Consider the following 14860-nt stretch of genomic DNA (forward strand, 5'->3'; position numbering starts at 1 on the left):
TCGTCGGCAGCGTCAGATGTGTATAAGAGACAGATCTAAATCCCTGCTATGCAGAATAAAAAGTAACTTACACTCGTTTGCTCTTTCTGTTTTTACTTCGCATGTGGCAGAAAAAGGCCCTGACCGCTTCTATGCATGGCCAGAAGCTCTCCCCCACCTAAAAAAAGGGGTTTTATGTCGGTTTTTTAATTGATGTACATATAGTAAAAAAAACAAAACCCTCGCTCTATTCTAAGTGCGAGGGTTTTGTTTTACAGATTATTTCCCTTGATACATTGCATCTACTTGCTTTTGAAGTTCTACATTTTCTAAGAACTCATCGTATGTTGCTTCTTTATCGATTACACCGTTTGGCGTCACTTCGATAATACGATTTGCAATTGTTTGTACGAACTGATGGTCATGAGATGTAAATAGTAATGTTCCTTTAAATGCGATTAAACCGTTGTTTAATGCTGTGATAGACTCAAGGTCTAAATGGTTCGTTGGATCATCAAGTGTTAATACGTTTGCTCCGCTTAACATCATTTTAGAAAGCATACAACGAACTTTTTCTCCACCTGACAATACAGAAACATTTTTCTTTACTTCTTCACCAGAGAATAGCATACGACCTAAGAAGCCACGCAAGAAACTTTCTGTTTCATCTTGCGGAGAGAACTGACGTAACCATTCAACTAAGTTATATTCACTGTTCTCGAAGTACTTAGAGTTATCTCTTGGGAAGTAAGCTTGAGATGTTGTAACACCCCACTTAAATGAACCGCTATCTGGCTCCATTTCACCCATAAGAATTTTAAATAATGTTGTCATCGCAATATCATTGCGTCCGATAAATGCAACTTTATCACCTTTAGATAATGTGAAGTACACATTATCTAACACTTTTTCTCCATCAATCGTTTTTGAAAGACCTTCTACAGTTAATAAGTCATTTCCTACTTCACGCTCTGGTGTGAAGCCAACGAATGGATAACGGCGTGATGATGGTCTAATATCATCTAATGTAATTTTATCTAATAATTTTTTACGAGAAGTCGCTTGCTTCGCTTTAGATGCGTTTGAACTAAAGCGTGCAATGAAGTTTTGTAACTCTTTTACTTTCTCTTCTTTTTTCTTATTTGCATCTTGTGTTAGTTTTAATGCTAATTGGCTTGATTCATACCAGAAGTCATAGTTACCAACGTACAATTGAATTTTACCGAAATCAAGATCCGCCATGTGCGTACATACTTTATTTAAGAAATGACGGTCATGGGATACAACGATAACTGTATTTTCAAAGTTCATTAAGAAGTTCTCTAACCATTGAATCGCTTTTAAGTCTAAGTGGTTGGTAGGCTCATCTAATAATAGAATGTCAGGTTGACCGAATAATGCTTGAGCAAGTAATACTTTTACTTTCTCTGCCCCTGTTAACTCTGACAATTTTTTGTCATGAACGTCTTCTCCAATGCCTAGGCCTTTTAAAAGGATTGCCGCTTCAGATTCAGCTTCCCAACCGTTTAGCTCAGCAAACTCACCTTCCAGTTCTGCAGCACGCATACCGTCTTCATCACTGAAATCTTCTTTCATGTAAATTGCATTTTTTTCTTGCATTACTTTGTAAAGACGTGTGTGGCCCATAATTACTGTTTCTAATACAGGAAACTCTTCGTATTCGAAGTGGTTCTGTTTTAATACTGCTAAACGCTCACCTGGCGTGATGTTTACATCACCTGTTGATGGATCAATTTCTCCAGATAAAATCTTTAGAAATGTTGATTTACCAGCACCGTTTGCTCCGATTAAGCCGTAGCAGTTACCTGGTGTGAATTTTATGTTAACATCATCAAATAATTTTCTGTCCGCAAAGCGCAATCCTACGTTACTAACTGTAATCATGTGTTTCCTCCAATTTCGATACTTTTATATACATACTTCACTTACTATAACATACTTAGGCATCTAAAGGTATATCTAATCATCTTTCTATTTCAACAAAATAAAAAGCACTTTTCAAATCGTGCTTTTTATTTGAAATTTTAAAAGAAATCATAAATAAATGGTCTATGTAATGGAATCAACTGTTCAAGTGTTTTTACTTCTTCCTCACTCCCTAAAATATGGTCCATTTCGTATAACTCTAATGGACGCTTATATCCAAATAACATTGTTGATAACGCATTTATATTTAAATGGATTCCGCTACTATTTTGTTTTTTGGTTTCTTCTTTATTAACAATTACTATTTCTTTATTCTGTAATTGAACCGTCACATTATTCCATGGGGCAAATGAATCTGAAATATGTAAAATGACATTATTTTGTTGATTACTCCAAACAAATGGATATTGATTTAAAAACTGCTCCACGTCTACAATCCGAGCCATAAAATAAGGAGTAATTTCAGCCTTAACTCGAGGCTCTTGTAAAGTATAACGTAATGGCTCTGTTTCACTTAGTATCATCTTAAGCTCTTTTATCATCGAATCATGTTGGCAAATAAAATTCCAAAGTCCATTTCGAGCTTCATTATTTAGCGGTACAAATTCTTCCACTGTCATTTTTGAATCATTTATTTTGTACAGCATATAACCAGTAGCTTCATCTTTTTCATTGTAATAGACCGCTGCCGTCAAATCATGGTAAACTGCTTGCGTCCACCAATCCGTACTTCGAACTAGCATACCAGCGAATCGCTTCGCAAATTGCTCATATACTGCTTCTATTTCTTTTGGATGTGAATCTTTATTAAAACGTCTCACATTCCCTTTCACATGCTTTTGCATCACTAAATCACTCTTCGTCATGGAACATATGAAACGATTGGCAAATAGTTCCCATCCATACTTTCTATAGAATGAAACTGCAAATGGATGTAACATTGATACACTAAATCCATCTTGTTTCATTTTTTGTAGCACATACTTCAGTAATTCTTTTACATGTCCACTCCGTCTATACTCTGGGTATGTCGCTACTCCTGCAATTCCACCCATTTTAAACATTTCATCACCAATATTTATTTCGAATGGAAGAAGGTGCAGTTTTGCTGCAAGTTGATTTCCTTCCAAAATCCCAAACAGTTGATGGTGCTTTTTCATTAATGTAAGACGCCTTTCAATTTGATCTTCCGGTACCTTATATTGAAATGCATATTCAGATAAAGCAATCGCTTCTCTATATTGTCGCTCTGCTAATTCAATTACTTTCATGACTTTCTCCTCCTATTCCCTTTATTACATTCGTACTCATACATATAAAATCCTATCTAAAAAATTAGAAAGGTCGATGAAATATACATCGACCTTTCTATAATTATTATATCTCGATATAACACACACTATCTTCCAAATAAAGATTTGCCATAAAACAAAAAGCTGTACTTACTAATTACTTTTATTATGTCCCCTGTATACCATATAAAGTTTCACTTTATGCTTTTTCCAATTCGGTTTGTAGTTTGCTCAATTCCTGAAAGAATGTAGGATACGATACACCTACTGCTTCTGCATCTTGAATCGTTGTTTTTCCTTCAGCTATACAGCCGGCGATTGCAAGCATCATTCCAATGCGATGATCACCGTAACTATGTACTGTATTGCCTTTTAAAGTTGATTTACCGTAAATAATCATTCCGTCATCTGTTGCTTCAATACGAGCTCCTAGTTTCGTTAGTTCAGCAACAACTGTGTCAATACGATTCGTTTCTTTCACTTTTAGCTCACGTGCATCTTTAATAACCGTAATTCCTTCAGCTTGCGTTGCCGCTAATGCGATAGTCGGAATTTCATCGATTAATCTTGGAATAATATCCCCGCCAATTTCGATTCCTTTTAGTGAAGATGTTTCAATAGTAATGTTTGCAGCTGGTTCTGATGCTCCTTCGTTAATTGGTTCTATAGTGAACGTAGCACCCATTCTCTCTAAAACATCTATAATACCTGTACGAGTCGGATTCATTCCTACATTTTGTAGTTGTATTTTACTATTTGGAATAATGGCTCCTGCTACTAAGAAAAATGCCGCTGATGATACGTCACCTGGAACTTGAACGTCTATTCCAGTTAATTTCTGGCCACCTGCTAGTTTTACAGTTTTCCCTTCACGAGTTACTGTAACACCAAACGCCTCAAGCATTCTTTCCGTATGATCGCGTGAAATGTGCGGTTCTGTAACAGCTGTTACACCTTCTGCACGAAGACCTGCAAGTAAAATAGCTGACTTTACTTGTGCGCTTGCAACTGGGGAAGTGTATTGGATTGCTTTTAATGCTCCACCTCTTATTGTTAGCGGTGTGTACGTCCCGTCTTCTCGGCCATCAATGTTTGCGCCCATTTGCTTTAATGGATTGGTTACGCGTTTCATCGGTCTTTTTGCGATAGAAGCATCACCTTGTACGCAAGAAAAGAATGGCGTGTTTGCCAATATTCCTGATATTAATCGTATCGTAGTTCCAGAATTACCAACATCTAATACAGCTTTTGGTTCTTGTAAACCTTCAATTCCTTTTCCGATTACAATAACTTCATCACCGTTTTGCATAATGTCTACTCCCATTTCTTTAAAACAAGAAATAGTACTTAAACAGTCTGCACCAGGTAGAAAGCCTTTAATTGTTGTTCTTCCCTCTGCAATTGCGCCGAACATAACAGCGCGGTGTGAAATGGATTTATCACCAGGAATTGTAATGGTTCCATTCAATCCGTTATTAACAGGTTGTATTGTTCTTTCTTTCACGTTTTCACCTTCTCATTTAAATTGTTTCATATGTTTGGTATTCTTCTTTTCCAAGCGCTAGTTTTGCTTTCATACGATCTTCTTCTCTTTGGAAGCTAATACGTAATACCCCAAGCAATCCTTCACGCGCTTCTAATATTTGCAAGTTCGTAATACTAATTTCTTCGCGCGCAAGAATACTCGTAATATGAGCTAATGCCCCTACTTTATCTAAAACATCGACGTATAAGTCGTGATAGGCAGGAATAGCTCCTCTTTTTCTCACTGGTAAAGAATCACGATATTCTTTCGCATCTGCAAAGTAGTTTTGTATTTCGCCTGCATCTCCTATAGAAACCGTCTTATATAACTCTTCCATTTCAGAGATCCACTCTTTTAATAATACCATTAAATGCTCACGATTTTGCTTTACAATGTCACTCCACATTTTCGGACTGCTAGATGCGATACGTGTAATATCTTTAAATCCACCGGCAGCTAGTTGATGAATGAGTGGATTATCTCCTGCATGTTTCTCGACTTGTTTTACTAAACCTGCCGCAATAAGATGCGGAAAATGACTAACGATTCCTGTTACATAATCGTGTTCTTCTGTATTTAAGACGAGAAAATGTGATCCTGTTCCTTTCAACCATACTTTTAGCTCTTCCACTTGATCATTTGGCACATGATTCATCGGTGTTAAAATGTAAAATGCATTTTCAAATAAATGCGCCTTTGCACTTTCAACACCAGTTTTATGAGACCCTGCCATCGGATGTCCGCCAATAAAAGAAACTTTCTTTGAAAATAAAGCTTCCGCTTCATTCATAATTGTTCCTTTTGTACTTCCAACATCGGTCACTATTACATCATCCCGTAAACGAAATGACGCTAGTTTGTGTAATAACTTCTTCGTTTCTTCAACTGGAGAGGCAAAAATAATTAAATTTGCCTCTTCGCATGCACGCTGTAAATCTATTGCTACTTCATCTACTACATGTAATTCTTTCGCACGCTCTACCTGCTCTTTAAATAAATCATAACCTGTTATCGTTACATCGTGCTCTTTCTTAATTGCTAATGCGAGAGAGCCTCCTATTAATCCTGTTCCAATTAATACTACCTTTTTACACATTGGCCTCATCTCGAGACTTATGTTTTTTATTTTCAAAGTGTTGTTTTAACACTGAAATCACTCCTTCATTTTGTTCCCTTGTTCCGATTGTAATACGGACACCATTTGGAAACGGACGAATAATAAACCCTGCGTGCGCGCAAGCTTCATAAATTTCTCCAGCATCATCTACCGGCAAGAAGATGAAGTTTGTTTGCGTCGGATAGAATGGAATTTCATTTCTCTTACAAAAACTTTCGTATTGTTGCAGCCCCTCTGTATTAACACGTACTATCTTTTCAATAAATGACTCATCGCTTAAGGCAATCGTTGCTGCATTTTGTGCCAATGAAGATACGTTAAACGGCAAACGTACAACATTTAATTTCTCGATTAACTCTTCATGTCCAATCGAATACCCAACACGGAATGATGCTAATCCGTATGCTTTAGAAAACGTTCTTAGTATAAGAATGTTTTTATGTTTTTCTAGAAGCGGTAATGTCTCTGGGAAATCTTTTGCTGTTACGTATTCATAGTACGCTTCATCAATGACAATTAACGTATTTTTACTAATTCCCTCAATGAATTGAGTCAATTTTCGCTCATTTACATATGTGCCTGTCGGATTGTTCGGATTACAAATCCAAACGATTTTTGTATTGTTATCAACCGCTGAAGAAATTTCGTCTAAGTCATATACACCGTTATTTAAAGCTACTTCTTTCACTTCGCACCCTTCAATAACTGCATGATGACGATATTGCAGGAAAGTTTCTCCTGCTGTTACTACATTATCTCCCTTACAAAGTACCGCACGGCTTATAATTTGAATGACTTCATCAAGTCCGCTTCCACATATAATTTGTTCCTTTTGAACTTGTAGTTTTTCTGCAATTGTTTGGCGAAGTTCTACAGCTCCTCCATCTGGATATAAGGCATGTTCATGCCATGCTTTTTGCAACTCTTCTATAACACGTGGTGAACAACCGAATGGATTTTCATTTGATGCTAATTTTACAAATGAATGATCCCCATATATCTCTTTCATTTGCTGCGCTGATTTACCTGGTTTATATGGCTGTAATGATGATAATTGCTCTTTTACCTTCATCTGGCATCCATCCTTTTTAAAATTCTTTTGCATATTTGTTATGCTGCGTAATATTTTGCTTGATTAATTCCATGCGGTCTTTTCCGAATTGTTCAACTAATGCATCCGCAAGCTCCCATGCAACCACAGCTTCTGCAACAACACTTGCAGCTGGTACTGCACAACTATCAGATCGTTCAATACTTGCTTGGAATGTTTCTTTCGTATCAATATCTACACTCGCAAGTGGCTTATATAATGTAGGAATCGGCTTCATTACACCTCTTACTACAATTGGCATTCCTGTAGTCATACCACCTTCTAATCCACCTGCATGATTTGTTTTTCTTGTATAGCCTTTTTCTTCATCCCATAGGATTTCATCGTGTACTAAGCTTCCTGGCTGCCTTGCCGCCTCAAATCCAATTCCAATTTCAGCACCTTTAAAAGCATTAATACTCATAATTGCTCCCGCGAGTTTTGCATCTAATTTACGATCATAATGTACGTAGCTACCAACACCAATTGGCATCCCTTCCGCAATTACTTCTACAATTCCACCTATTGAATCCCCACTGCTTTTTGCAGTATCGATAGCATCCATCATCTTTTGCTCTACCTCTTTATCTAGGCAACGCACAGGTGAATTTTCTGTAATTGTTTGAATTTCTTCTATTAGTAGTCGGCCTACACGATTTGCTTGTATCCCGCCAATCTCAAGAACATGTCCTGCAATTTGCACACCTAATTCTTTTAAAATTTGTTTTGCAACTGCACCAGCAGCTACTCTTACAGTTGTCTCTCTTGCAGAAGAACGTTCCAAAACATTTCGTATATCACGGTGACCATATTTAATTGCACCATTTAAATCAGCATGTCCTGGACGTGGTTTTGTAATTGTACGTTTCATTTCTTTACTTTCTTGCTCCGAAATAGGTTCAGCCCCCATTACTTTCGTCCAATGTTTGAAATCATCATTTTTTACGATTAATGTAATTGGTGAACCAAGTGTTATTCCGTGGCGCACACCACTTACAATCTCTACTGTATCCGTTTCAATTTGCATGCGTCTCCCGCGACCATGCCCTTTTTGTCTTCTTAATAATTCCTTATTAATATGTTCTGCTTGTAACGATAATCCTGCAGGTACACCTTCTAAAATAACAGTTAACTGCGGACCATGTGATTCTCCGGCTGTAATATATCTCATTTCTCTTACCCCTTTATTATTTTTTTGTACAAAAAAGTCCCTACTGAGCGCTCAGTAGGGACGATTCATATCGCGGTACCACCCTAATTGTAGACTATTTTTTTGTCTACCTCTTATCATTGTTAACGATCTATGAGACCGTCTTTCCCTTCATAAAGATATGATCTTTACTACGAAAAAGATGCTCTAGGGCTGTAATTCATACTTATCTTTGTACTGATTCTCACCGGCCATCAGCTCTCTATAAACAGGGAGATAAGCACTACTGTTTCCCTTTCTACGCATATTCAATATGAAATTAAGATAATTTATTTTTAAATCCTTTTAACTCTTCCATGAATTTATGGAACTCTGGAATATCCATTTGCTGTGCAGAATCAGATAATGCAACTGCTGGGTCTGGATGTACTTCTGCCATGACTGCATCTGCTCCAATTGCTAGTGCTGCTTTTGCAGTAGGTAATAATAAATCTCTGCGTCCTGTAGAATGCGTTACGTCCACAACAACTGGTAAGTGTGTTTCTTTCTTTAAAATCGGTACTGCTGAAATGTCTAATGTGTTACGTGTCGCTCTTTCGTATGTGCGAATACCGCGCTCACATAGAATAATTTGATCATTTCCTTGCGCAATAATGTATTCTGCTGCGTTAATGAATTCATCAATTGTCGCTGCTAAACCACGTTTTAATAATACAGGTTTATTTACTTTACCCACAGCTCTTAATAAATCAAAGTTTTGCATGTTTCGTGCCCCAACTTGAATGACATCAACGTAATCAAGAGCCATTTCTACATCATTTGGATTTAAAATCTCACTGATAATCGCTAAATCGAATTCATCAGCTACTTGGCGTAAAATTTGTAAGCCTTCAACCCCTAATCCTTGGAAGTCGTATGGTGACGTTCTCGGTTTGAAAGCACCGCCACGCATTAATTTTAATCCTTGTGCTTTCATCGCTTGCCCCACTTGGCGAACTTGCTCTAAACTTTCTACCGCACAAGGACCCATGATGAATGTTTGTGTTCCATTTCCTAATAATTCACCTTTTACATCAACAATTGTATTTTCTTTTTTCTTTTTACGTGAAACAAGTAATGCTTTACGGTTGTCATCTTCTTGCAATTCTAAGCTCGCTTTGAAAATCGTTTTGAAAATGTGTTGAACTGTTGAAGTTTCGAATGGCCCTTCATTATGTTCTGCGATCATATCCAGTACTTCACGCTCACGAACTGGGTCAAAACGTTTCGTACCTTGGACTTGTTTTTGTTCCCCAATCTTCTGAACAATTTTACCTCGTTCATTTAAAAGCTCTAGTAACTGTAAATTGATTTTATCCACCTGTTTACGTAATTGTTCTAACTCATGATTTGCCATTTTAAAATCCTCCTTTTAATGTTTAAAACTATGTGAAGAGAATAAAAATTCCCTATTTTCTGAATTGAAACTCCACAAAAACTTATTATGAGATCGATTCCGCCTTTTATGTGTACAAAAAATCCCTACTGATCTACTCAGTAGGGACGATATTTATCGCGGTACCACCCTAGTTGCAGACTTATTTCGTCTACCTCTCTTCACTGTTAACGATCATTTGACCGTCTTTCCCTTCATAAAGACAATTATCTTTACTACGAAAAAGATGCTCCAGGACTGTAATTCGCACTTGTCTTTGTACTGGTTCACACCAACCACCAGCTCTCTGTTACAGGGAAACAACTACTACTTCTTTTCCTTTCACCGCATGTTATATTCCATTTTCAAGTTGGGCCACAAAAATACAAAAAGTCCCTACTGATCCAATCAGTAGGGACGATATTTATCGCGGTACCACCCTAGTTGTAGACTTATTTCGTCTACCTCTCTTCACTGTTAACGATCATTTGACCGCCTTTCCTTCATAAAGAAAACAAATCTTTACTACGAAAAAGATGCTCCAAGACTGTAATTCATGATTATCCCTGTACTGATTCACACCAACCATCAGCTCTCTGTTACAGTAAGATCCTCACTACTGTGATCTCTTCATTGCACTTTGTTTATTCAAATGTTTTTGAAATTGAATAAGTTATGATTCGTATTATAGAATGCTTTTTCAAATACTGTCAACACCTTTTTAGTTATTTTTTTAAAATTCCACTCTTTACCCACTATTAATCTTGTAAATTTGTCATCACAAGTCCAATACGAATCATTTCGTTTTGAATAGATATTAGCAAATGTTTCTCCACTTGGTACTCTGTTAACAATTGTTTAATCTCAATGATTTCATTTTCAAAAGAATTTGCCTCATGAAGGTTTTGTAATAACGAAAAAAACAACTCACCATAGGCTTCTACATGATATTTCATATTATTTTTCTTTTCCAAAATAGACAAAAATAGTTGTTTCATTTCCGCTTGATGGTAACGTTCTGATGGTGGAGAGAAACGAGTAAGAATTGTTTGTAATCCTTTTTCGGCAACTTCATCCATACATAATACAAAACGTAAAAACATGACATATTCCCTACCAGTTACGGAACTCATTTTTGGACGTTCAATTAAAAATCCAGCTAACCAAGCTTCCCAAAATTTTTGTTGTTCTCTCACGCTTAATGTTTTCACATAATAACATAAATGTTCCATAAACTTAATTTTGTCATTTTCCATTTCCTGTATAAAAAGCGGATATAACCAATCTGCTCGCTGTTCCCAATATAATACACATTTAATAAAAACAAAGCTGAGCCACTTTAAGAATACTTCTTTTGTATGTGGATGTAACAAATATAAATGCTCGACTGCATATTTAATATGTCGCTTTATCTCTGTAAATAACGGTAAATTTATTTGTGTATAGCAAAGTCCTGCCCATGCATATTTTATTGATTTTTCTTGTTTTTTTAAATCGAGATAAGGTAGCAAATTTTTTCTACACCATTGTTTCTCAATATGATATAAAAATGTTATATCTGCTGTTAATCGTGCAAACATGAAGTTTGTACTCTGTGAAAATGTTCGCATTTGTTCTTCAAATAAAAACAAGTATTCGTGAATATTCCGATCGTATAAGTGGTCATATGCTAGTAACTTTAATAATACTGACGTCATCTTTCCAATAGGATGTTGAATAGATTCATTATAAAAATCATGCTCTTCTATCTTAAAATTCGGATCACCTTTCATTACTTGAGGAAATAAAGAAAAGGCAAAACGTTTCACCACACGTATACTATTCTCTTGGAATTCTTCTAATCGATTGCTGATTTCATAAAGAAAACTGCTAATTAACCAATGAAAAGATGTATTTCTTACAAATTGTTGCAGGAGTGGAATGATTTTTTGTATTTGTTGATTTGTAAGCTTACGATTATTTCTCCATGCCCGAATACAGACAAACCATACTTCATTACTTACATTACTTTCCCCTACTAATTGATACGCAAGCGAAATACTCCACTCTGTATCCAATTTACATGCTTTTGATAACATTTCTAAAAAATGACGCTGCTCAAAAATACCATCATGAGAAAAGAGCCTAACTTGTTTCATCATTTCATGGTCTTTCAACTGCAATAATCCATCGGCTGTTACGTTGCATGTAATACTTTGTACAGCATCCTCTACTCGCTTTTCACCGTAACGTTCTGGGGAAAAATGAGGATGTTTTTGTTTCATTTTTTTATATGCTTGTACTGTACAATTACTATTTGGATCACATGTATAAAGTAAATCCATAATAAGGCAAGCATCAAAAGCCCTCTCATTAACAAGGTGTTTCATAACCTTTTGTAACACTTCTTGCTTTCTTTGTTCCGAGGTAAATGGATAATGCTTCTTTAAAAATTTAAATACTTCATGCCTATATGTAACATGTAAAAGTAATTTTTGTTCTAGTAGCCATTTGATTTTTTCATCGTCAGTTACAAATGAATTTTTACTCATCGCAGCTATTGCAATCCGTTTTTGTACTATACTATCTGTTTCTATCATTTGGGCGATATAGTAGTTTGCCTTTCTCTTATTATTTTCACATAAATAGGCGAGACATTCTTTTACAATACGAATTAAAAATGTAAAATCTTTCGGCTGTAAATCATGCTCTGAAAATTCGACTGTATTATATGTCACACCGTCCTTTTTCTGCAGTGCAGTCTGCCTTAAAAATAACATTTGGATTTTTTCTAACCCCATAACCATAATTGGGTCAGCAAAATATGCGATATGCTGTTTCATTCTTTCATCCCAGATTCTTTGTACAAATGCAAATACGGGAACTGGTAAACGGCTTGTCTCCTCTAATTCAATTGAATCTTGCATATCGTGTTCCCATCTTCTGACACGCTTTAATTTAATTTTCCCATCCAAAATAAACGCCAACAATAAGACGAAAATTTCTTTATGATCAGGAAAGGAACATTTATGTAACAAATATGAAACCAATTCTATAGAGCTACTATTTTTTTCTGCTGTTTCCAGTAAGAGCAATGTCCATTTTGCGAATAATAGCGGTTCAATTGACTCTTTTGTTTCGTTTAAATACGTACAAATCGTTCGCCATAACAAAGGAGAAATTTTTGAGTGATTTTTATAAATAAGCTGAAATAATTCTTTTTGGTGGCTAAAAAGAAATTGTTTGACGAGCCACTCGGCCAACAATTCATCCTCTTCACTATGAATAGTGGAAAGCAAAAATAAATTTTGGATTTTGCCTTCTGCCTCTAACCATTCTACCCATCCATAATCGCGAGCAAATTCTATAAAATACCGGAGTGTTTCAATTTTTTTTACTGATTGTTTTATATATGATAATTGCTCTTGTTCAACTGATGGTGGAACTGTCACGATATCACGAATCCGCATTCTTTTTGTAATATAATTATCTCCCATTAATTCAGCCCAGCGCTTCACCGCTTGAACAAGTGCCTGATGATTGTTCGCCTTATTTGGATAAACAATGGGCCTTACTCCTAAATGCTCCCAGTGATATGTATTATCTCCTTGCGCAACAAATGCATAACGTTTTGTACTCGGTGGTAAACCTGTTGCTAAATATTTCATGACAGGATCATTATGACTATATCCGATGAATAACACCGTATAATTTGAAAATAAATCAACTAAAAATCTTCTTGCCCAACCCTCTGTTAAGTAAGCCCTTCCAAAATCGCCATCCGTTAATATTAAATTTTCTTTTTCCTGTTCTACATTGCCGTGTATATATGCTAAACCTTTAAATGCTCTACCTGTTGGAAGTGCAGGTGCGTAATATATATTGATATCTCGATTCATTTCCCGAATTACACTTGTAAAATGCTGATCAAAATTTGTAGTAACGATGCGAACATCAATATCATCTGAAAAAAGCCGTGGAATGGCATAGTGTAATGGATTCGGTTTTGAATTTTTCACATCAACAAGATCTTGTGCAACTTGATGTACATCTTTCGTCTTCGCAACTTTTCCAAGATAATAATCATGCGGTTCTGTATTTTCACGCTTTTCAACATATAAAGCTTCCGCAATTTCATCAACTAAATCATCGAAATTTGGTAAGTTTGATTTCCCTTTCATAGAAACTCCTGCTCCGACAAATAATACAAGCCTTCCTTGTTCAAGATTATCAAATAGTTCATCTGGAATTTCTACTTCTGAAGTAATCCACATTTGGATCCCTCCTTACCTAAAAATGTCATACACTCTCATTTTACTATAACATTTTTTGTTTATTTTTTTAATATTTTGACAAGATGTTCAACATGAAAAAATTTTATTTGCAACTATATACATACATAAGAAATGTATGAACTTCTTGTTTTATACCAAAACTATATAAAAAACGGGAGGTGTGCAATTTGAGCAATTTTACGATTGTGCTTATCAAATTTATATCGTGTATCATTGCTTTTGCTATCGGACTTGATTTATTTTTCGATGCAACAATTGTTGATGTTATTTCCTTTAGCCTGTTTGTAACAATCGTTTCTTATATATTTGTTGATAAAATCCTTTTGAATCGTATTGGCAATTCCGCCGCTATTATGGCTGACTTTTTGTTAACATATTTAAGTGTGTGGATTTTCGGTAATATTTTATTGGACAATTATATGCAGATTGCATGGGGTAGCATTCTATCCGCTATTGTCTTTACACTATCTGAAGTATTTGTTCATCGTTTTTCTCATACGCATGAACGGCACAACAATGAACGAATTAATATGAATGGCCGCTTCGCGTATGGAACTGAATTTGCTGAAGAACAAAACATCTTAGATAAAGATAAGAAAAAATAAGAAAAGAAGGATGTCATTACACGGATAATGACATTCTTCTTTTACACTCTCTACTCTTCTTTCCACTCTTTTGCATCCGCTGACATATGTACAATTACTTGAAAGCCTAAATTACCTGTAGAGCCAACTACAATTGAATATTGAGAAAAAACTCTCGAAATGCAGCACTATCTATCTTTGCGTAATCATCTTTTTCAAAAAGTAAACCATGTTCCATCGCTAATTTTTCTGCATGCTACAGCACTTCATAAATGCCCTCATATGTGTACTTATTTCCCTTTAATTAAATCCGGTGACACTTCTCTTTCCTCCCAAACCTAAAACTGTAGGTTTCGAATAAAGTTTGATCAAATTAATGCTATTAACCGTAATAGAAGAACAAAAGAAAAGAGCGTGTTTTGAAAAAAAGATTAATCAAAACATGCTCTTATAGCTGTCTCTTATACACATCTCCGAGCCCACGAGAC

At 35.8% G+C, this 14860-nt stretch carries 9 protein-coding genes, 1 pseudogene and 3 other annotated features; of the genes and pseudogenes, 1 reads left to right on the forward strand and 9 read right to left on the reverse strand.

Annotated features, from left to right (window positions below; all coding sequences use genetic code 11):
- Nucleotides 1-258 precede the first annotated feature (258 nt).
- The 8 genes from JDS96_RS27460 to JDS96_RS27495 all read right to left on the reverse strand — a co-directional run bounded on the left by JDS96_RS27460 (nt 259) and on the right by JDS96_RS27495 (nt 13767).
- The gene (locus JDS96_RS27460; protein WP_199668678.1) at nt 259-1884 is read right to left on the reverse strand and encodes an ABC-F family ATP-binding cassette domain-containing protein; all 1626 of its coding nucleotides are present in this window, start codon (nt 1882-1884) and stop codon (nt 259-261) included.
- 140 nt (nt 1885-2024) lie between these two features.
- Complete coding sequence (locus tag JDS96_RS27465; protein WP_199668679.1) at nt 2025-3197, reverse strand: GNAT family N-acetyltransferase; 1173 nt, start codon at nt 3195-3197, stop codon at nt 2025-2027.
- A gap of 220 nt (nt 3198-3417) precedes the next feature.
- Complete coding sequence (gene aroA, locus JDS96_RS27470; RefSeq protein ID WP_199668680.1) at nt 3418-4722, reverse strand: 3-phosphoshikimate 1-carboxyvinyltransferase; 1305 nt, start codon at nt 4720-4722, stop codon at nt 3418-3420.
- 16 nt (nt 4723-4738) lie between these two features.
- On the reverse strand, nt 4739-5839 hold the full coding sequence (gene tyrA / locus JDS96_RS27475) for a prephenate dehydrogenase (RefSeq protein ID WP_097795541.1): 1101 nt from the start codon (nt 5837-5839) through the stop codon (nt 4739-4741).
- Complete coding sequence (gene hisC / locus JDS96_RS27480) at nt 5832-6932, reverse strand: histidinol-phosphate transaminase (RefSeq protein ID WP_199668681.1); 1101 nt, start codon at nt 6930-6932, stop codon at nt 5832-5834. Before hisC ends, tyrA begins: the two co-directional genes overlap by 8 nt.
- A 16-nt stretch (nt 6933-6948) precedes the next feature.
- Nucleotides 6949-8121, reverse strand: coding sequence for a chorismate synthase (gene aroC, locus JDS96_RS27485; RefSeq protein WP_003198429.1), 1173 nt, complete (start codon nt 8119-8121; stop codon nt 6949-6951).
- A gap of 53 nt (nt 8122-8174) precedes the next feature.
- Nucleotides 8175-8410 (reverse strand) — a binding site (T-box leader).
- Between the two features lie 9 nt (nt 8411-8419).
- Nucleotides 8420-9496, reverse strand: a complete 1077-nt coding sequence (locus tag JDS96_RS27490; protein ID WP_003198427.1) for a bifunctional 3-deoxy-7-phosphoheptulonate synthase/chorismate mutase — start codon at nt 9494-9496, stop codon at nt 8420-8422.
- 139 nt (nt 9497-9635) lie between these two features.
- Nucleotides 9636-9869 (reverse strand) — a binding site (T-box leader).
- A gap of 55 nt (nt 9870-9924) precedes the next feature.
- Nucleotides 9925-10157, reverse strand: a binding site (T-box leader).
- A gap of 115 nt (nt 10158-10272) precedes the next feature.
- On the reverse strand, nt 10273-13767 hold the full coding sequence (locus JDS96_RS27495) for a DUF4020 domain-containing protein (protein ID WP_199668682.1): 3495 nt from the start codon (nt 13765-13767) through the stop codon (nt 10273-10275).
- Between the two features lie 188 nt (nt 13768-13955).
- On the opposite strand from JDS96_RS27495, the gene JDS96_RS27500 reads away from it, so the two are divergent.
- Nucleotides 13956-14393 carry a YndM family protein gene (locus JDS96_RS27500; protein WP_199668683.1) on the forward strand — a complete coding sequence of 146 codons (438 nt, stop codon included), beginning with the start codon at nt 13956-13958 and terminating at the stop codon, nt 14391-14393.
- 53 nt (nt 14394-14446) lie between these two features.
- On the opposite strand, the pseudogene JDS96_RS27505 reads toward JDS96_RS27500, so the two are convergent.
- Nucleotides 14447-14649 (reverse strand): annotated as a pseudogene (locus tag JDS96_RS27505) (D-serine ammonia-lyase); the annotation flags it as partial.
- Between the last annotated feature and the right edge of the window lie 211 nt (nt 14650-14860).

This window comes from Bacillus cereus group sp. N21 (assembly GCF_016483395.1).
GTDB classification, from domain to species: domain Bacteria; phylum Bacillota; class Bacilli; order Bacillales; family Bacillaceae_G; genus Bacillus_A; species Bacillus_A pseudomycoides.

Bases quoted from the DNA above. Each gene is read 5' to 3' on its own strand.
- JDS96_RS27495 (WP_199668682.1), bottom strand. From the start codon at position 13,767: ATGTGGATTACTTCAGAAGTAGAAATTCCAGATGAACTATTTGATAAT.
- aroC (WP_003198429.1), bottom strand. From the start codon at position 8,121: ATGAGATATATTACAGCCGGAGAATCACATGGTCCGCAGTTAACTGTT.
- JDS96_RS27465 (WP_199668679.1), bottom strand. From the start codon at position 3,197: ATGAAAGTAATTGAATTAGCAGAGCGACAATATAGAGAAGCGATTGCT.
- hisC (WP_199668681.1), bottom strand. From the start codon at position 6,932: ATGAAGGTAAAAGAGCAATTATCATCATTACAGCCATATAAACCAGGT.
- tyrA (WP_097795541.1), bottom strand. From the start codon at position 5,839: ATGTGTAAAAAGGTAGTATTAATTGGAACAGGATTAATAGGAGGCTCT.
- JDS96_RS27460 (WP_199668678.1), bottom strand. From the start codon at position 1,884: ATGATTACAGTTAGTAACGTAGGATTGCGCTTTGCGGACAGAAAATTA.
- JDS96_RS27490 (WP_003198427.1), bottom strand. From the start codon at position 9,496: ATGGCAAATCATGAGTTAGAACAATTACGTAAACAGGTGGATAAAATC.